This window comes from Pseudomonas sp. FBCC-B545, from assembly GCF_059134095.1.
In genome coordinates, this window is the sequence record NZ_CP101441.1 from 3,708,515 (window position 1) to 3,725,221 (window position 16,707).

General features: G+C 60.3%; 20 protein-coding genes. 9 read left to right on the forward strand and 11 right to left on the reverse strand.

The genetic code is table 11. From position 1 onward, the window contains the following. The first annotated feature begins 185 nt into the window (after positions 1-185). The 3 genes from NMB39_RS17035 (at position 186) to NMB39_RS17045 (ending at position 3,277) form a co-directional block, all read left to right on the forward strand. A complete protein-coding gene (locus tag NMB39_RS17035) occupies positions 186-1,109 on the forward strand; it encodes an AraC family transcriptional regulator (RefSeq protein WP_198721309.1) in 924 nt (307 codons plus the stop codon). Between the two features lie 171 nt (positions 1,110-1,280). Further along, positions 1,281-2,231, forward strand: a complete 951-nt coding sequence (locus NMB39_RS17040) for a nucleoside-specific channel-forming protein Tsx (protein WP_057022629.1) — start codon at positions 1,281-1,283, stop codon at positions 2,229-2,231. A 14-nt stretch (positions 2,232-2,245) separates the two neighbouring features. Then, the gene (locus NMB39_RS17045; RefSeq protein ID WP_494340388.1) at positions 2,246-3,277 is read left to right on the forward strand and encodes a purine-nucleoside phosphorylase; all 1,032 of its coding nucleotides are present in this window, start codon (positions 2,246-2,248) and stop codon (positions 3,275-3,277) included. A 48-nt stretch (positions 3,278-3,325) separates the two neighbouring features. On the opposite strand, the gene NMB39_RS17050 is transcribed toward NMB39_RS17045, so the two are convergent. From NMB39_RS17050 to NMB39_RS17075, 6 genes are all read right to left on the reverse strand, one after another. Beyond that, entirely contained in the window at positions 3,326-4,285 is a 960-nt protein-coding gene (locus NMB39_RS17050) for a quinone oxidoreductase family protein (RefSeq protein ID WP_494340387.1), read from the reverse strand. A 28-nt stretch (positions 4,286-4,313) separates the two neighbouring features. Further along, positions 4,314-4,487, reverse strand: a complete 174-nt coding sequence (locus tag NMB39_RS17055; protein ID WP_082636635.1) for a DUF1427 family protein — start codon at positions 4,485-4,487, stop codon at positions 4,314-4,316. Between the two features lie 69 nt (positions 4,488-4,556). Next, on the reverse strand, positions 4,557-5,333 hold the full coding sequence (locus NMB39_RS17060) for an AraC family transcriptional regulator (protein ID WP_494340386.1): 777 nt from the start codon (positions 5,331-5,333) through the stop codon (positions 4,557-4,559). Positions 5,334-5,449: 116 nt separating this feature from the next. Then, a complete protein-coding gene (locus tag NMB39_RS17065; protein WP_043049518.1) occupies positions 5,450-5,620 on the reverse strand; it encodes a metallothionein in 171 nt (56 codons plus the stop codon). An 89-nt stretch (positions 5,621-5,709) separates the two neighbouring features. After that, complete coding sequence (locus NMB39_RS17070; protein ID WP_494340385.1) at positions 5,710-6,165, reverse strand: DMT family transporter; 456 nt, start codon at positions 6,163-6,165, stop codon at positions 5,710-5,712. 4 nt (positions 6,166-6,169) lie between these two features. Beyond that, entirely contained in the window at positions 6,170-6,658 is a 489-nt protein-coding gene (locus NMB39_RS17075) for a DMT family transporter (protein ID WP_046072207.1), read from the reverse strand. 116 nt (positions 6,659-6,774) lie between these two features. Here NMB39_RS17075 and NMB39_RS17080 point away from each other — a divergent pair, with 116 nt between their 5' ends. From NMB39_RS17080 to NMB39_RS17090, 3 genes are all read left to right on the forward strand, one after another. Then, a complete protein-coding gene (locus NMB39_RS17080) occupies positions 6,775-7,707 on the forward strand; it encodes a LysR family transcriptional regulator (protein ID WP_057022634.1) in 933 nt (310 codons plus the stop codon). Positions 7,708-7,848: 141 nt separating this feature from the next. Beyond that, positions 7,849-8,208: a type II toxin-antitoxin system Phd/YefM family antitoxin gene (locus NMB39_RS17085; RefSeq protein WP_225924326.1), complete on the forward strand. Its 360-nt coding sequence runs from the start codon at positions 7,849-7,851 to the stop codon at positions 8,206-8,208. Then, complete coding sequence (locus NMB39_RS17090; protein WP_057022635.1) at positions 8,205-8,582, forward strand: type II toxin-antitoxin system VapC family toxin; 378 nt, start codon at positions 8,205-8,207, stop codon at positions 8,580-8,582. Before NMB39_RS17085 ends, NMB39_RS17090 begins: the two co-directional genes overlap by 4 nt. Before the next feature lie 27 nt (positions 8,583-8,609). Here NMB39_RS17090 and NMB39_RS17095 read toward each other — a convergent pair whose 3' ends face one another. The 3 genes from NMB39_RS17095 to NMB39_RS17105 all read right to left on the reverse strand — a co-directional run bounded on the left by NMB39_RS17095 (position 8,610) and on the right by NMB39_RS17105 (position 12,096). Beyond that, entirely contained in the window at positions 8,610-9,929 is a 1,320-nt protein-coding gene (locus NMB39_RS17095; protein ID WP_046072204.1) for an Nramp family divalent metal transporter, read from the reverse strand. 42 nt (positions 9,930-9,971) lie between these two features. Continuing rightward, positions 9,972-11,525 carry a DUF726 domain-containing protein gene (locus NMB39_RS17100; RefSeq protein WP_494340384.1) on the reverse strand — a complete coding sequence of 518 codons (1,554 nt, stop codon included), beginning with the start codon at positions 11,523-11,525 and terminating at the stop codon, positions 9,972-9,974. A gap of 298 nt (positions 11,526-11,823) precedes the next feature. Further along, positions 11,824-12,096, reverse strand: a complete 273-nt coding sequence (locus tag NMB39_RS17105; RefSeq protein WP_494340585.1) for an XRE family transcriptional regulator — start codon at positions 12,094-12,096, stop codon at positions 11,824-11,826. 269 nt (positions 12,097-12,365) lie between these two features. Here NMB39_RS17105 and NMB39_RS17110 point away from each other — a divergent pair, with 269 nt between their 5' ends. From NMB39_RS17110 to NMB39_RS17120, 3 genes are all read left to right on the forward strand, one after another. Beyond that, positions 12,366-12,512, forward strand: a complete 147-nt coding sequence (locus NMB39_RS17110; RefSeq protein WP_198721316.1) for a hypothetical protein — start codon at positions 12,366-12,368, stop codon at positions 12,510-12,512. Between the two features lie 114 nt (positions 12,513-12,626). Continuing rightward, positions 12,627-14,435: a monovalent cation:proton antiporter-2 (CPA2) family protein gene (locus NMB39_RS17115; RefSeq protein ID WP_046072201.1), complete on the forward strand. Its 1,809-nt coding sequence runs from the start codon at positions 12,627-12,629 to the stop codon at positions 14,433-14,435. A 72-nt stretch (positions 14,436-14,507) separates the two neighbouring features. Beyond that, the gene (locus NMB39_RS17120; RefSeq protein WP_124400348.1) at positions 14,508-15,062 is read left to right on the forward strand and encodes a DcrB/PsbP domain-containing protein; all 555 of its coding nucleotides are present in this window, start codon (positions 14,508-14,510) and stop codon (positions 15,060-15,062) included. 147 nt (positions 15,063-15,209) lie between these two features. Here NMB39_RS17120 and NMB39_RS17125 read toward each other — a convergent pair whose 3' ends face one another. Together NMB39_RS17125 and cobF are read right to left on the reverse strand one after the other, a co-directional pair. Beyond that, entirely contained in the window at positions 15,210-15,926 is a 717-nt protein-coding gene (locus tag NMB39_RS17125; RefSeq protein WP_124400347.1) for an alpha/beta hydrolase, read from the reverse strand. A 12-nt stretch (positions 15,927-15,938) separates the two neighbouring features. Next, positions 15,939-16,694, reverse strand: coding sequence for a precorrin-6A synthase (deacetylating) (gene cobF, locus NMB39_RS17130; protein WP_494340383.1), 756 nt, complete (start codon positions 16,692-16,694; stop codon positions 15,939-15,941). Between the last annotated feature and the right edge of the window lie 13 nt (positions 16,695-16,707).

A 16,707-nucleotide genomic window follows, 5' to 3' on the forward strand; every position in this document is an offset into this window, starting at 1 on the left:
GTCGAGCCCCGATTACAGCAGCTTGGTCTGGCCCTCACAAACGCCTGGCGAATCAGCGACTGATACTTTTTTAACCTCGGGCCCAGGATCAAAAAAGTATCAGTGCCTAGTGAAACCGGGAGTAGCGCGCTGATTGCCAGTGCGCGTATTTTTAAGGCCATTGCATACCTACAAGAGGCATCAGCATGCCCGTCAGTCGCGTCCAACTGTTTGAGCACCGCCCTGCCGAACTCGAAGTGATCCTGCCCGAACCGCAGCATTGCTTTCGCTGGTTCGAACATGACTATCCCTATGAGCTGGCGCGCTGGAACCATCACCCCGAATTTGAAATCCACCTTATCCGCCAAGGCAGCGGCAAGCTGGTGGCGGGTGACTATATCGGTGCCTTCAGCGCCGGGCACGTCGCGCTGATCGGCCCTGACCTGCCCCACGACTGGATCGGCGACCTGGCCCCCGGCGAATACCTGAGTGGCCGCGATGTGGTGCTGCAATTCGACGGCGCCGCCCTCCTTGCCCTGCGCAAGGCCCTGCCGGAACTTGGTGATTTACAGCCGCTGTTTGAACAGGCCCGACGTGGCGTCGAATTCACCGGTGAGGCGGCGGTTAACGCCGCCAGGCTGATGGAAGCCATCGGCAGCGCCCATGGCCTGCAACGCCTGATCCTGTTCCTGCAACTGCTCGATATCCTCAAACATGCCCCGCCCTCACAGGCCAAGGCCCTGGCCAGCCCATGCTATGCGCCGACCCTGGATGCGCGCAGTGCCGAACGCATCAACCAAGCCTTCGATTATCTGATGCGCGAACTGACGGGGGATGTGCGCCTGTCGGACATTGCCCGGCAACTGGAGATGAGCGAACCGGGCTTCTCACGCTTTTTCAAGCGCAATACCGGCCACGGCTTTATCGACCTGATGCGCAAGTTCCGCGTGCAGCGCGCCTGCCGGTTGTTGTTGCAAAGCCAGATGTCAGTGGCGGATATCTGCTTTGAGGTGGGCTACGCCAACCTGTCCAATTTCAACCGCCACTTTCGCATCGAAATGCACCAGACGCCGAGCGAATACCGGCGGCAGACCGCACTGCATCTATTCAATCCAATCGCCAAGGTCTGAGCCTGCTGGTTTTCTGACCAAACCGTCGGCTAATTCGCTTTTTTTCCAAACAGTTCAAGCCATTGAGGAAAGTTGGTACAGCCTGTGCAAACGTTTGCGGAACGAACTTGCGCACCAAGTTCACCCTACCCGCCAAATCGGGCTCCAACCGCGTACGAATAAGGATTTTCAATGCACCCCACCTCAAGGCCCCGCGTTTGCTTCGGTGTTTCCTTGCTACTGGCCGCCGTTACGGGAGTACTCAGTGCACCCATTTTGGCGCAGGAAAAGCCCGTCGATGACTCAGCACAGGGCGAAGCCCTCAGCCCTGAGGCCAACCCGCCGGCGAAAAAAGGTGCTTATCTCTCGGAATGGTTCAATCAGGACCTGACCCTGATCGGCAGCAAAGACATCAGCTTCGGCCCCAAGCCCCAGGACGACGTCTACCTGGAATACGAATACTTCGGGCGCAAAGGGCCCTTTGAGTTGTACGGCTATATCGACGTACCGAAGATCCTCACCATCGGTAACAGCAATGACAAAGGCGTGTGGGACCATGGCTCGCCGGTGTTCATGGAGCATGAACCGCGGATCTCCATCGACTACCTCGCGGGCCGTAGCCTGGCGATTGGCCCGTTCAAGGAATGGTATGTGGCCTTTGACTGGATCTACGACCATGGCAGCAATAAGGAAAACCGCGCCAACACCCTGTACAGCGGTCTGGGCACCGATATCGAGACCCACTCGCGGGTCAACCTGTCGGCCAACTTCTATGGGCGCTACCAGTGGGAAAACTACGGCGCCAGCAATGAATACTCCTGGGACGGCTACCGTGCGCAAATGAAGTACATCGTGCCCATCAGCAAGTTCGACAATGGTGCTTCACTCACTTATATCGGTTTTACCAACTACGATTTCGGTTCCGACCTGCACAAGGACAACCCAGCGCGCACCGCCAATTCCCTGGTGGCCACCAACGTGCTGCTGTACTCATTCACTCACCTGCGTTTTACCTTGGTGGGACGTTACTTTCATAACGGCGGTAACTGGGAGGACGGCAGCGAGTTGAATTTTGGCGAAGGCAACTTCCGCGCTCGCTCCGACGGCTGGGGTTACTACGCCGGCGTGGGCTACCAATTCTGATCAAGGAGCTATAGATGAAAGCACTTACCCGTGTCTCGCTGGCCGTCGGCCTGGCCCTGCTGCCCCACGTGGTGCTGGCGGACAACCCGGAGCCGATCAAGCCCAAGGTGATGTTGATCGCGATGTTCGCCCCCGAGGCGCAAACCTGGATCGACCGCCTGGAGCTCAAGCAAGAAGTGCGCGTGCCGGGCTTGTCTGCCGACTATCCGGTGATTCGCTGCAATACCCAGGACGTGTGCCTGCTGGTGACCGGCATGGGCCAGACCAATGCTGCCGCGTCGACCCTGGCCCTGGCCCTGTCACCCAAGTTCGACCTGCGCCAGAGTTACTTCCTGATCGCCGGGATCGCCGGCATCAGCCCCAAGCACGGCACCATCGGCACTGCAGCCTGGGCTCATTACCTGGTGGAATTTGGCACCCAGTGGGAGCTTGATTCCCGGGATGCGCCCAAGGATTGGCCGACCGGTTATATCGGTATCAACACCAAGGGCCCCAACGAAAAACCACCACTGGACTACAAGACCGAAGTGTTCGAGCTCAACCCCAAGCTGCAAGCCAAAGCCTTTGCCTTGTCGCACCAGGTGGAGCTGACGGAAAGCAAGGAATCGGCCGCCTGGCGCAAACACTATCCTGCCGCCCCGGCCAACCAGCCACCACAAGTCACGCGCTGCGACACCCTGGCGGGCAACACCTGGTTTTCCGGCACACGCTTGAGCGAACGCGCCGAAGTCTGGACCAAATTGCTCACCGACAATAAAGGCGAGTACTGCACCACCCAACAGGAAGACAACTCCACCTATGAAGCGCTGCTGCGTGCCAGCCGCGAAGGCTTGGTGGATATCCAGCGCCTGGCCGTAGTACGCGCGGGCTCCGACTTTGACCGGCCTTACCCGGGTTACAGCGAGGTAGACAACCTGCTCAAGTATGCGGACCAGGGCGGCTTTGTCCCGGCACTGGAAAACCTGTATCGCACGGGCAATCCATTGGTCCAGGCGATTGTGAAGGATTGGTCGACGTGGGAAAAAGGCGTGCCCGAGGTCGAGTAAAGATCTAAATGTGAGAGGGAGCTTGCTCCCTCCCACATTTGATACGGTTTACGGCAGGAAGATTATTTTATCCGGGCTGCCGCTGTTCACTTGCTCATAGCACTCAACTGCGTCTGCCAACGCTACTTCGCGCAAGCCGGTCGGCGCCGGCAACAAGCCTTCATCAAAGAACCGCCCGAACGCCTCCAGCATCACCGCACATTGCTCACAGCTATAGAGCAACGAATTGACTCCCACCACCGCCCCACCCTTGCGGTACAGCGCCAGGGCCGGCAGTTGCACGTGACCGTCGACCGGTGCGGCAATAATCGCGATACGCCCGAACGGCGCCAACCCCGCCACCGCAGGGGGAAGCCAGAAACCGGTGGTGTCGAAGATCACCTCAGCGCCGCCCTCGAACACCGCATGCACCTGGGCACCGAGTGCTTCCGGCTTGCCCAGGCCAATCGCGTCAACCCCTTGCGCCCGGAATGCCTCGACCTGATCAGCCTTGCGCACCGCCGCCACTACCTGGGCGCCGCGAATCCTGGCCAGCGCCAACGCCGCACTACCGACGGCACCATTGGCGCCAATCACCAGCAAGCGCGTGCCCTTACCGACACCGCTGCGCTCCAGGGCATCCCAGGCGGTGGTATATGGCACACCCAGGCTGGCGGCTTGGGCAAAGCTCAGGTGACTGGGTTTATGCGCCACACCTGTGGCTGATACCCGAAGGTATTGGGCATGGGAGCCGTCAGCAAAAAAGCCCAGGTCACGACCGGTGCCCCAGACCTCCTGGCCGAGCAGCGCTTGCGGGCCTTCCACCACCACGCCGGCAAAGTCACGCCCGGGAATGCGTGGCAACGTGGTGTAGGGAAAACGGCCGAGTACATTCTTTACGTCGCTGGGGTTCAGGCCCGCGGCTTTTACCTGAACCAGTACTTCATCGGCAGCCGGCACGGGCATGGCCACATCGACCAAATGCAGGTTGGCGAGGTCGCCAGTGGCGCTAAATTGCAGTGCTTTCATCGAGGGCATCCGTCGAAGGGAAGAGGAATCAGGACGACCAACCGCTGAGCAGCTGCCGCCCCATGGGCCAGAGCTTTTCGCCGAGCAATATGCCCATCAGGCCCACCAGGGCAATGGCTGGCGGCGCGGGCGAGCGGAAATCCAGCGCGCCGTAGATCACGCCGACAAACAGGCCGATGGCCAGGGAAATCAGATAGTTCATGGAGGCTAGACCCAGTTGATTGATGGGCTCAGCTTAAAGCGCGCCTGCGGTCGGCATCGGCCAAGTGCTTCAGGATTTCGGCCAACCCGCGTACTGCGAAGGCGATACCCCCAGTTCCCTGCGGAACATGTCGCTGAAACTGCTCGGCGAATAACCCAGGCCGCGGGCAATGCCGCTCACCGACTGGCCCTGGACCAGCTCCGCGGCTGCCGTCGCCAACTGCACCTGGCGCCGCCACTCGGCAAAGCCCATGCCCAGGTGGTTCTGGAACAGCCGTGCAAGGGTGCGCACGCTGGCGCCTGCTGCCTCGGCGTGCTGCTCGAATGGGATCTCCAGGGAGGGCGCAGCCATGACCGCCTGGCATACGCTGATCAGCCGACGATCCGCCGCTACCGGCATGGCGATGCGAATTGGCGAGCGGCGTGCGCGTTGCAGCTCCAGCAGAGCCAGGCCGACGACCGCCTCGTAGTAGCCGGCATCGCCGTGATCGCCTTGTTCGACCAACGTCACGATCAATTCACGCAACAACCGGCCTACTTCGATGACCTGCACCTGGCTGTCCAGCGTCGCCGCCAATGCCGGACGCAGGTAGATATTGCGCATTTGCAAATCGGAGACCACACGGATCCCGTGCTCCACCCCCGGCGGCAACCACACGGCGCGCTGGGGCGGCACCACCAGGGCTTCGCGGGGCGTCTCGACCCACATCACACCGCTCATGGCATAGAGCAACTGGCCCCAATCGTGGCTATGGGGCTCCACGTACAACCCACGCGGATAGGTGCGCGCCAACGGCTGCACAGGGACGGCGTGATTACTGAGGTCGGGCGGCGCGGCCAGGGCCATGGCGGGTACACATTAATCGAAGACAGGTGAGCATGGTAAAGACTCACCGCCGACAAGCGAACTGTTTTAACTCACCCTGCAGGCACCGGGTTGCCCGGGCCTGCAGGTCGAACACCTCAGGTGTGAGCCGACTTGGCACACTCGCAGCCCGTCGCGGCGGCGCAAGGCTCACCGTGGGCATGGTGCTCGGCACAGCCCTGGCAGCAATAACCTTTACCGTCCTTCATGATCGCATCGCTGCCCAGTACGCATTTGCAGTGTGGGCAAGCACAGGTTTGATCTGGCATGGTCAGACTCCTTTTTCATGGTCGTCGCGATGCGGCGAACACCGCACCTTAAGCAGTGACTACGCACACGACGCCAAGGTTCAGCGCCATCAGTCGGCCGCGCGGGTATTGCTGCGATACATGAACACCAGTGCCAGGGCCAGGCAGAGCATCGCCACGATGCGGCTCCCTGATAATTCAATCGCCGGGTTGCCCAGCCAGCCGAAGTTGTCGATCAGCATGCCCATGCCCAACTGCCCGACAATCACCGCCACCGTGGCGACAGCCGTGCCAACCACCGGCACCGCGCCGACCATCACCAGCATGTACACCACACCGAACAAGGCGCCGGTCAATTGCCATTTCGGCACGTCCAGCAGGCTGACGGCCTGGGCCGGCTCGAAGAAAAATATCAACAACGCCGTGATGAGCGCGCCAACGGCAAAGGTCAGCAGGCTGCTGCGCAACACCCCAACCGTCTGGCCCAGGCGCCCATTGATAGCGGCCTGCACACTCAACACCGCCCCTGCAGCAATCACCAGTACCAACAACAGAATCAGATTCATCGTCTTACCCTCGTGCAATCAGGACCAATGCCGCCACAATCAACGCCAGCGCAATCCAGCGTTCGCCATTGACGCGCTTGCGCGCCGTGCCGAACCAGCCGAAGTGGTCGATCAACACACTCTTGCCCACCTGGCCGGACAGGATCGCAATCATGGTCATGGCGATACCGATGTGGGGCGTGGCGAGTGTGAGCACTACCACATACATCGGCCCCAAAAATCCGCCGATCAATTGCCAGCGCGGCAGCTGGGTAAATGCCGGGCCCTGCTGCGGGCCGCTGAACAGCAGCAGCAGAAGCAGGATCGCCGTGCCGACGCCGAAGATGCTCAGGGTCGCCCACAAATGCCCGACCTGCGCGCCCAACGGCCCAAGCAATCCGGCCTCCACCGACAGCCCCATGCCCGCCAGGATCACCAATGGCAACAACAGCAGCCGTAGGAGGTTTTTATTCGGCCTGGCCTGCGCCATGCCCTCGATAGTGCGTGCCTGCATACATCACCTGCGTATCAAGAAAAGAACATGGCGCGCATTATCCGGTGGCCGCCCTGTGCGATAAATGGGAGTATACGGACAACACCTTTGCGCAATACGCACAGCCTGGAGGCATGATGCAGGGCTTGAATGAACTGAGCTTCAAGGCGCTGCGCCTGTTCGTGGCCGTGCTGGACCAGGGCAGCTTTTCCGAAGTGGCCCGCCGCGAGGGCCTGGCGCCCTCCTCCATTTCACGGCAGATCCAACTGATGGAACAGGCCCTCGGCCAGCAATTACTGTATCGCCATACCCGCGCCGTGAGCCCCACCGAAGCCGGACGCCTGCTCGGGCGGCACGCGCGTCTGGTATTGGAACAGTTGGAAATGGCGAACCAGGCCCTGCAGGAACAGGACAACGAGCCCAGCGGGCTGGTGCGGATCAACGCGCCGATGGTATTCGGCCAGCGCCACCTGTCTCCCTGGCTGGGCGCGTTGTGCCGGCGCTACCCAAAGCTGCAACTGGATATCCAGCAAACCGACACCTTCGTCGACCCGCTGCAAGATGGCACCGACCTGTTGTTCCGCATTGGCGTGCTCAATGACTCCGGCATGCAGGCACGCATCTTTGCGCCCCAGCGCTTTCGCATCGCCGCCAGCCCCGCCTACCTGGCGCAACACGGCACGCCGCGCCACCCCGACGAACTGGCCCACCACCAATGCCTGGCCTACAAAGGCATCACCGGCCAGCAGCGCTGGTTCTTCCGCCACGGCCAGGGCGACTGGACACCCTACAGCGTCAAGGGCCCGATTACCGGCAACCACGCTGACACCCTGACCCACGCCGCCGAACAGGGCCTGGGGCTGGTGGTGTTTCCTTCCTGGTTGATTGGCGAAAGCCTGCGCGCCGGCACCTTGCAGGCCGTACTGACCGACTATGAAGTCGCAACGACCCTGGAGCCTCAGCAGATTGCTGCGTTGTGGCCAGGCAGCCGCAGGCTGTCGTTGAAGGTGCGTACGGTGATTGATTATTTCGTGGAGTGTTTTGGGGCGGTGCCGTATTGGGATCGGTGACCCCTGGTACGCTCCAGACACGCCACTGGTGAGGGAAATTTCCTCGTAGGAAAAGTAGGCACGTTCTGATTTTACGGGCCAGTATTTTTGGGCACGGTGCGTTGGGGCACACTTTGGCGAATTCTTTTTTGGAGAGACGCCATGGATGTCGTGTATTACAAGCCATCACGTGCCGAACGAGCGGCCTTGACCAGTGGTCGAGCCGTCTTTGATAGCGCCCGTAGTTTTGGCTATATTTGGCCAAAACACGGGGAAGACCACATGATTACCGTTGCGTTGGGTGAGGCAAAAAACAATCTGTCCAAGCTGGTCGATGAAGCCGCCGCCGGCAAAGTCATCACCATTGCCAAGCATGGCCGTGCAATGGCACAGCTTGTGCCCATCGGTAAATCCAAGGGCCGGCGAATTGGCGCAATGAAGGGGAAGCTGGTCATCCCTGACGACTTCGACGCACCGCTGCCCAGCGATTTGTTGGATGCGTTTGAGGGCAGTCCTTCATGAGACTGCTGCTGGATACCCATATCCTGCTGTGGGCACTCAACGATGACCCCAGACTATCTGGCAAAACCCGCAAGCTGATTGAAAATGCCGCAGACGTCTACGTCAGTGCGGCAACATTCTGGGAAATGGCAATCAAAGTTGGCGTTGGAAAGCTTTCCGTAGACCTGGATGAAATCCGTGAGTATTGCCTGGAAAGCGGTTTCGTCGAACTCCCCATCACCTCGGAGCACGCCATTGCAGTCAAGGATCTCGAACATCATCACAAGGACCCTTTCGATCGGCTGATTATTGCAACCGCGATGAGTGAACCAATGAAGCTACTAACAGCCGATCCGCAGGTTGCCCAGTACACATCCTTAGCAATGTTGGTTTAGGTCATACCCCAGTAGCGCTATGTCCAATCAAAACAACCATTGCCCAATCAACCATGCATTCGCCCCACTGATCACCGCGAACAGAAACCATGCCAACAGCCGTGTGGGCAGCCGGTTGACGAACGGCCCCATCAATTGCTTGTCGCCGGTCATGCGGATCAGCGGGTACAGCGCAAAGGGCAATTGCAGGCTCAAAACCACCTGGCTGAGGATCAACAGCTTTCCGATAGCATCGTCACCCATCAGCCACACGCCGAGGAACGCCGGGATCAGCGCCAGCCCGCGAGTAATCAGGCGTCGTTGCCAGCAGGGTATGCGCAGGTTCAGGTAGCCCTCCATGATCACCTGCCCGGCAATCGTCCCGGTAAAGGTCGAGCTCTGCCCCGAGGCCAGCAAGGCGATACCGAACAGGATGCTGGCAAAGGCGCCGCCTACGAGCGGGTCGAGCAGGTGATAGGCGTCCTGGATTTCCACCACATCGGTATGGCCGGTCTTGTAGAACGCGGCAGCGGCCAACACCAGGATCGCCGCGTTGACCAACAAGGCCAGGGCCAGGGAGCCGATGGTGTCGATACGCGCCAGCTTGACCGCATCCTGCTTGCTGGCCAGGTCCTTGCCGACCAGGCGGGTTTGCACGATGGAGGTGTGCAGGTAGAGGTTATGGGGCATGACCGTAGCACCGAGGATACCGATGGCCAGGTACAGCGGAGCAGCGTCGCTGATGGCCGACAATGACGGGGTGAAACCGCTGAGCACATCGGGCCAATAGGGTTTGATCAGCACCAGCTCGATAAAGAAACACACGCCGATGGTCGCCACCAGCGCCAGCATGATCGCTTCCAGGCGGCGAAAACCGCGGTTTTGCAGGGCCAGGATCAACAGCGTATCAAAAGCGGTGATGACGATACCGGTGGTCAGCGACACGCCAAGCAACAGGTGAAACGCCAAGGCGCAACCGAGCACTTCGGCAAGGTCGGTGGCGATGATGGAGATTTCCGCCAACAGCCACTGGGTACGTGATGAGCGCTTGCTGTAGCGCTCACGGCACAGTTGCGCCAGGTCTTTGCCGGTGGCGATACCCAGGCGCGAGCACAGGCACTGCACCGCCATGCCCGCCAGGCTGGCCAGCAGCACCACAAACAACAGGCTATAGCCGTAGCGAGACCCGGCTTCGATGGCGGTCGCCCAGTTGCCAGGGTCCATGTAGCCGATGGAGATCAACAGGCCGGGGCCGGCGAACATCAGCATCCGTTTGAAAAACGATGCCTTGGGGTCGACGATGACGGAGCCGGCCACTTCCGGCGGGCAGAACGGGGCGGTAGCGATTTTCGGCAGGCTGAATTTCACGCGGTATTCCAGGCAAATACACAAGACTTGGGCAGCAGCTTATCAGTCGGACGCGACCGTGCGCATCACCGTATCACGCGGCAAGTCGAACGCCTCCACCACTTGCACCACCAGGTCCAGCTCCTGGTTCAGCGCTTCGCGTTCCATGCGCTGGCGAATCACGCCGATCACCAACACCGCCAAGGTGGTGATCGAATACGCCGGGCCGGAAAACGCCCGGACACCGCTGACCAGCAGCATCGCCGCGGCCAGCGCCTGGCCCACCAGCGGAATCGCGGTGGCCGCACCTCGGCGCAGGATAAACCCGGTAAGCCCGGCCAGCGCGGTGCCGCTCAAGGCGGTGGTGGCCGAGCGGCCCACATCGAAGCGGGTGAACAGGCCCTGCTCTTTTTGCGCCGCAGCCTTGAGCTCGGCATCGAACGCCTGGCGATCGGCGCGGCTGAGCTTGTCCTTGTACTGCTCGATGAGCTTTTCTGCGACCTGCCCTTCGATATCCGCCAGCGCCACGCTTTCAAGCGCTGCATCGAACTTGATGCCCAAGCGTTGCGCCACATCTTCAGCAATCTGGCGATAGCCCACGCCATGGCCACGGGCCAGGTTCATAAAGCTGTCGCCACCCATGCGCTGCAACTCGATGGCCAGCTTCAGCGGTTCGCGCACGCTGGCATCAATGGAGGCACTGCGTTTTTGCGCCATCAGCTCGGCAAGAAACTTCAACTCTTCCGACCGCGCCTGCACCAGTGCCGGGTACAGGTCCCCATCCTCCTCGGCAAAACGCACTTCACTGCTGCGCAGGTCGGCGCGGATCAAACCGCGCCGCTCCTGCAGCAGGTCGGTGTATTGCACCACCGTCTTCAACTGCGGCCAGTAGGCGGCATGGTCGAAGCTGGCCAGGTGCACATTGGTGACCTTGGTCTTCAATGCCGGCGTTACGTCAATGGCATAACGGCCGATACACCGTTCGGTATCCGGCTTCATCGCCAACGCCCAGTCCTTGCTCGAATGACAATTGATCAGCCGGCCCTTGAGCGGCGCCGACACGTCATCCCAAGGGCTCGACGTACAGATCGCCCCGCCCATCAGCAACAGGTTATTCAACGGCAATTCACGGGCAAGCTCTGGGCTGGCCAGCAGACTCTTGACCAGGATGCGCGCGCCCAGGGAATGGCCGATCAGGTTGATGCGCCGCACCGGCAGCGACTCGGCGTGCAGGTAGCCGGCCAGCTCGGGCAACAAGGTCTTGGCCACCTCATCGACCCGCGCTTCGACACTTTTGTAATGGTCAAGAAAATACGCAATCGCCTTGCCCACCCCTACCGTGGCCGCACCCAGGCCGCCACCGCCGAGCATCGAGGTGATCACATCCTTGAACGGTGCAAACAGGTTTTCCAGGAAATGCCCAGCCGGCCAGAACAGCATCAGGTTGGTCGAGCCTTCGATACCTGCCAGTTGTGCCTTGAAATTGCCCAGTTGCTGGCGGTTGAAGAAGGCCGAGTAACCGTGAACATAGAGATTGAGCACATCCCCCTGGGGCTCGCCACACAGCACGAACGTGGGCTTGCGGGTGCGGTGCATTTCATCCCACTGGTGTTGCATGGGCCGGTGACTCCTGGTGGCAAGGGATGGCGATAGTAACAAACCGGGCCGAAAAGGAAGGTGAATCCTGACCAGCGTTCGGCCACATCAGAACAAGAGTGTCGCCTTGGACCTGCCCCGGCAGCGCGTTGGGAGTATCCCAGATTACGGTGGAAAGCCGCGGTAAATGCGCTGCAAGAGTGATCGTGCATGACGATAGATAGTCATGTCCGGAATCTTGGACGTTGACTGTCCCACTATAAAGAAAGCAGGTAGCAAAAAGCCCGGTTTGGCCGGGCATACGGGGGTTTCAGCAGTATCAGCAAGCGAAGTTGTCAATCTTGACCTGGCCATCTGGAAAGGTCGCAATAATTTCCAACTCACCGCCCATCGCACGGATATAGTCACGCAACGTACTGATGTACATGTCAGTGCGCCGTTCCATCTTCGATACCGCCGCCTGATTGATGTTTAACGCCTTCGCCAGGCTTGCCTGACTCAAATGCTGGGCCTTGCGCAACTCATGCAGTGGCATTTCTTTCAAATGTTGCTGAAGTATCTGCTCGGCATCGGCTAGCGACTCGGGCGTCATGCGAGCTTTCAGTTCCGCGAATTTCTTAGCCGTGGTCACGGCCCTCTTTACGTAATCCAAGCCACCCCACCAGTCCCCGAACTCATCCGTGTATTCAATGTCCCAGGCCATGCAAATATTCCATCCAAGGAATATAAACTCAAGGGCATAACCTTAGGACGAGGCTGGTTAGCCAGCCAACCGCGTTCCGGAAGAAATTGTGTGTGCATTCTTCAGCCTGGCGGGTGAGCCGTGGCAACCGGCGGTAACGCGAATCCTCGAGCATTGCTTTGGCGGTGCTGGCACGGATCTCGCCGGACAAGCTGTCGAAAGCTGCACGCGCCCCTGCCACATCGGCATTGAGCAACGCGTTCTGCACCGCCGCACCACCGACTGCCGCCCGCTACCCAGGTGCCACTGCCACCGTCAACCATTGACCGTCGCGACAAAAATACAAGTTTCAAAATGTGAAAAAGCGCTTTAATAACGCCCTGTTTCCGCCCCCCATAGGAGCGGTCAGCTGTTGATCCAAGTAAACAATGGAGTTCGCAATGCCCCATGAAGGCAACCTGTTACAAGCGGCCGTGGTGTTCCTGTTCGCCGCCGTATTGACCGTGCCGCTGGCCAAGCGCCTGCAATTGGGCGCGGTGCTGGGCTATCTGTTCGCCGGGGTGATCATCGGCCCTTCGGTGCTGGGCCTGATCGGCAACCCGCAAAGCGTGGCGCAGTTTTCGGAACTGGGCGTAGTGTTGCTGCTGTTCATCATCGGCCTGGAGCTGTCGCCCAAGCGCCTGTGGGTAATGCGCAAGGCGGTGTTCGGCGTCGGCCTGGCGCAGGTGCTGCTCACCGGGATGGTCATGGGCGCAGTGGCGTTGTGGCTGTTTGGCCAGTCATTGAACAGCGCCATTGTGCTGGGCCTGGGCCTGGCGCTGTCGTCCACCGCCTTTGGCCTGCAAAGCCTGGCTGAGCGCAAGGAACTCAACCAACCCCACGGGCGCCTGGCCTTTGCCATCCTGCTGTTCCAGGACATTGCCGCCATCCCGCTGATCGCCCTGGTGCCGTTGCTGGCCGGCAGCGATCATCCGACCACCGAGGCCCAGGGCCTGCAACATGTGTTGCAAGTGCTGGGCAGCATCGCCGTGGTGATCATCGGCGGACGCTACCTGCTGCGCCCGGTGTTTCGCATCGTCGCCAAGACCGGCCTGCGCGAAGTGTCCACCGCCACCGCGCTGCTGGTGGTGATCGGTACCGCGTGGCTGATGGAGTTGGTCGGCGTATCCATGGCCCTGGGCGCCTTCCTCGCCGGCCTGCTGCTGGCCGACTCGGAATACCGCCACGAACTGGAATCCCAGATCGAGCCATTCAAGGGCCTGCTGCTGGGGCTGTTTTTTATCAGCGTGGGCATGGGCGCCAACCTCAGCCTGCTGTTCAGCACGCCGCTGGTGGTGATCGGCCTGACCTTGCTGTTGATCGGTTTGAAACTGCCCCTGTTGTATGCCGTGGGGCGAATGGTGGGCGACCTCAATCGCGAAAGCGCCTTGCGCCTCGGCGTGGTACTGGCGGCGGGCGGTGAGTTTGCTTTCGTAGTGTTCAAGATCGGCCGCGACCAGGGTTTGTTCGAACCGCACCTCTACGACGTGCTGGTGCTGACCATCACCCTGTCCATGGCGGTAACCCCGCTGTTGCTGCTGGTGTGCCCGAAGCTGTTCAAGCCCAAGGTCAAGCCGGTGGAAGTGCCGGAGGAATACCGCGCCATCGAGAGCGACGCCCCCCGTGTGGTCATCGCCGGCATGGGTCGGATGGGCCAGATCGTGGCGCGGATCCTGCGCGCCCAGAACATTTCGTTTATAGCCCTCGACACCTCAGTGGAAACCATCGAGCTGACCCGCAGTTTCGGCGGCATGCCAGTATTCTACGGCGACCCCCAGCGCCCGGAAATCCTGCATGCGGCCAAGGTAGACCAGGCGGAGTTTTTCGTCATTGCCATGGACGACCCGGAGATCAACATCAAGACCGCCGAACTGGTGCGCAACCTCTACCCGCACATGAAGATCATCGCCCGTGCCCGTAACCGCCAGCACGTACACCGGCTGGTAGACCTGGACGCCTCACCGGTGCGCGAAACTTTCTATTCCAGCCTGGAAATGAGCCGCCGCACCCTGGTGGGCCTGGGTTTGACCCAGGCTCAGGCTGACGCACGCATCAACCGCTTCAAGAATCACGACCAGCAAGTGCTCGCCGCCCAACACGCGGTGTACGACGATGCGGCCAAAGTCATGCAAACCGCCCAGGAAGCCAGGGCAGAGCTGGCGCGACTGTTCGAGATGGACAGGCTTGAGGAAGAGTCTGGCAAGGTCTGAGGCTGGAGATGAACGAAGTTGCGAATTTTCTGACAGAATAGATCGCAATTTCGTTCATCCCTGGAGTGCTTCATGGCCACTTTCACCAAGACCGCACTGCTGCTGAGCCTGGTGCTGAGCGCCGGCAGCGTATTCGCGGCCCCCAAGCCAGACACGCAGACGATCTCCACCCTGGGTGGCAAGTTCACTTTCAACCTGCCCAAGGCCTACAGTGCCGATGCCCTGCCCTCCGGCAAGGCCGATGACGGCACCGCCGATACCCAAGGCACCCTGTACGCCAACCCGACCACGAAAAGCGTGGTGATCGTTGCCGAAACCGTGCGTAAAGACGGTGCGACCATCAAGGATAACGACCCACAGTTCCTCGATGGCGCCGTGGCCGATTTCGTCAAGGACCAAAGTGCTGCCCTGCCTGACTTCAAGAAACTGGGCGAGAAAAAACTCACCTACAAGGGCCTCGGCCTGCGCCAAGTGGACAGCACTGCTACCCAGGGCGGCGGCAAGACCTTGAACTCCACTATCCTCGGCGGTTCCGGCAACCAATTGTTGGTGATCCAGGCGATTTCCCGGGCCGATGATGTGAAGGGGCATGCGCAGTTGGTGAAGCAGATTACTGGCGGTAAGTAATCCAATTTTCCCAGACAACACAAATCAAATGTGGGAGGGGCGGTGCGACGATTCGACTTGCTCCCGATGAGGGAGTGTCAGTTGATACATCTATAACTGACTCACCGCCATCAGGGGCAAGCCCCCTCCCACATTTTTAACCGCATTTCACTTCAAGTTTTTCTCTAGCCAGGCTTTCAGATCCTGCACTTCCGCCTCGCTGATCGTGTGATTCATCTGCGGATAACCATGAAACTCCGGCTTCAAGCCCAGCCCCATCAGCACCTCATTAGCCCGCGTGCCAGATGCGTACGGCAGCGCCTGGTCCAACGTGCCATGGCCGATAAAAATCGCCAGCTTGCCCAATGATTCCCTGGGCTTGAGCTCAGCCTTGAGGACCGGCAATACACTGCCGCTCAACGCCGCAATCCCACGTATCAGTTCAGGCTGACGCAAACCCACCTCGTAAGACATGATCGCGCCCTGGCTGAACCCCACCAGGAACACACGGTCGCTTTGGGTGTGGTACTTGGCGGTGGCTTTGCCGACAAAGTCCTCGATCAGCGTGGCGCTGCTGTGCAGGTCCGCAGTCTCGCCGTTGTAATCGGGCTCATCGGTCTTGGTAAACCAGCGGTAACCCCGGGGTTCCACTGGCATCGGCGCGCGCACCGACAGGTAGGTCCAGGTGGACGGCAACGCGTCCTTGATGCCAAACAAATCTTCCTCGTTACTGCCAAAGCCGTGCAGGAAAATCACCAGCGGCTGGTTGCGCGCATCGCCCTGGGTCTGTTCCAGGTACGCCAGCGGCAAGTCGGTGTGCAAGGTGGAATCGGCGTGAGCGGCACTTGCGACCAGGGTCAGCGCCAGGGCAAACAGTTTGAGCATGGGGAAGCGTCCTCAGGGTTTGCGCAACAGATAAGTGTCCATGATCCAGCCATTGGCCAGGCGCGCAGCCTTGCGTACCCGTTCGATCTCTTGCGCCACTTCACCGACTTTGCCGCTGATCAGGATCTCGTCCGGCGTGCCCAGGTAGGCGCCCCAATAGATATCCAGGTCCTGGTCGACGACGCTGCGGTAGGAGTCTTCGGCGTCGAGCATCACCACCAGGGTATCGGCATCACTCGCCTGCCCCGCCGCCAGGCGACGCCCGGTGGTGATCTCGATGGACTTGCCGATGCGGTTCAGCGGCACCTTATGCTGGGCTGCCAGGGCCTGCACGCTGGTGATACCGGGGATCACTTCGAATTCGAACACGCACCGGCCACTGGCAAGGATCGCCTGCAGAATGCGGATGGTGCTGTCGTAGAGTGCAGGATCGCCCCAGGCCAGGAATGCGCCCACTTCACCGTCGGCCATTTCCTCGTTGATCATGCGTTCGAAAGTCTGCTGCTTATCGCGGTTCAGGTCCTGCACGGCAGTGGTGTAGTCGATCTCACCGCGCACGCGCTCAGGGCAGTCGGCCTCGACAAAACGGTAGCCGGGCTCGGTGATGTAGGTCTCGCAGATTTCACGGCGCAGGTCGATCAGCTTGTCCTTGCTCTGGCCCTTGTCCATCAGGAAGAACACGTCGGTCCGGTTCAGCGCCTTCACGGCCTGCATCGTGATGTAGTCGGGGTTGCCGGCGCCAATGCCGATGATCAGGATGCGTTTCATGGAGTGCTCTCAG

Bases quoted from the DNA above. Each gene is read 5' to 3' on its own strand.
- NMB39_RS17035 (WP_198721309.1), top strand. From the start codon at position 186: ATGCCCGTCAGTCGCGTCCAACTGTTTGAGCACCGCCCTGCCGAACTC.
- NMB39_RS17040 (WP_057022629.1), top strand. From the start codon at position 1,281: ATGCACCCCACCTCAAGGCCCCGCGTTTGCTTCGGTGTTTCCTTGCTA.
- NMB39_RS17045 (WP_494340388.1), top strand. From the start codon at position 2,246: ATGAAAGCACTTACCCGTGTCTCGCTGGCCGTCGGCCTGGCCCTGCTG.
- NMB39_RS17050 (WP_494340387.1), bottom strand. From the start codon at position 4,285: ATGAAAGCACTGCAATTTAGCGCCACTGGCGACCTCGCCAACCTGCAT.
- NMB39_RS17055 (WP_082636635.1), bottom strand. From the start codon at position 4,487: ATGAACTATCTGATTTCCCTGGCCATCGGCCTGTTTGTCGGCGTGATC.
- NMB39_RS17060 (WP_494340386.1), bottom strand. From the start codon at position 5,333: ATGGCCCTGGCCGCGCCGCCCGACCTCAGTAATCACGCCGTCCCTGTG.
- NMB39_RS17065 (WP_043049518.1), bottom strand. From the start codon at position 5,620: ATGCCAGATCAAACCTGTGCTTGCCCACACTGCAAATGCGTACTGGGC.
- NMB39_RS17070 (WP_494340385.1), bottom strand. From the start codon at position 6,165: ATGAATCTGATTCTGTTGTTGGTACTGGTGATTGCTGCAGGGGCGGTG.
- NMB39_RS17075 (WP_046072207.1), bottom strand. From the start codon at position 6,658: ATGCAGGCACGCACTATCGAGGGCATGGCGCAGGCCAGGCCGAATAAA.
- NMB39_RS17080 (WP_057022634.1), top strand. From the start codon at position 6,775: ATGCAGGGCTTGAATGAACTGAGCTTCAAGGCGCTGCGCCTGTTCGTG.
- NMB39_RS17085 (WP_225924326.1), top strand. From the start codon at position 7,849: ATGGATGTCGTGTATTACAAGCCATCACGTGCCGAACGAGCGGCCTTG.
- NMB39_RS17090 (WP_057022635.1), top strand. From the start codon at position 8,205: ATGAGACTGCTGCTGGATACCCATATCCTGCTGTGGGCACTCAACGAT.
- NMB39_RS17100 (WP_494340384.1), bottom strand. From the start codon at position 11,525: ATGCAACACCAGTGGGATGAAATGCACCGCACCCGCAAGCCCACGTTC.
- NMB39_RS17105 (WP_494340585.1), bottom strand. From the start codon at position 12,096: ATGACGCCCGAGTCGCTAGCCGATGCCGAGCAGATACTTCAGCAACAT.
- NMB39_RS17115 (WP_046072201.1), top strand. From the start codon at position 12,627: ATGCCCCATGAAGGCAACCTGTTACAAGCGGCCGTGGTGTTCCTGTTC.
- NMB39_RS17120 (WP_124400348.1), top strand. From the start codon at position 14,508: ATGGCCACTTTCACCAAGACCGCACTGCTGCTGAGCCTGGTGCTGAGC.
- NMB39_RS17125 (WP_124400347.1), bottom strand. From the start codon at position 15,926: ATGCTCAAACTGTTTGCCCTGGCGCTGACCCTGGTCGCAAGTGCCGCT.
- cobF (WP_494340383.1), bottom strand. From the start codon at position 16,694: ATGAAACGCATCCTGATCATCGGCATTGGCGCCGGCAACCCCGACTAC.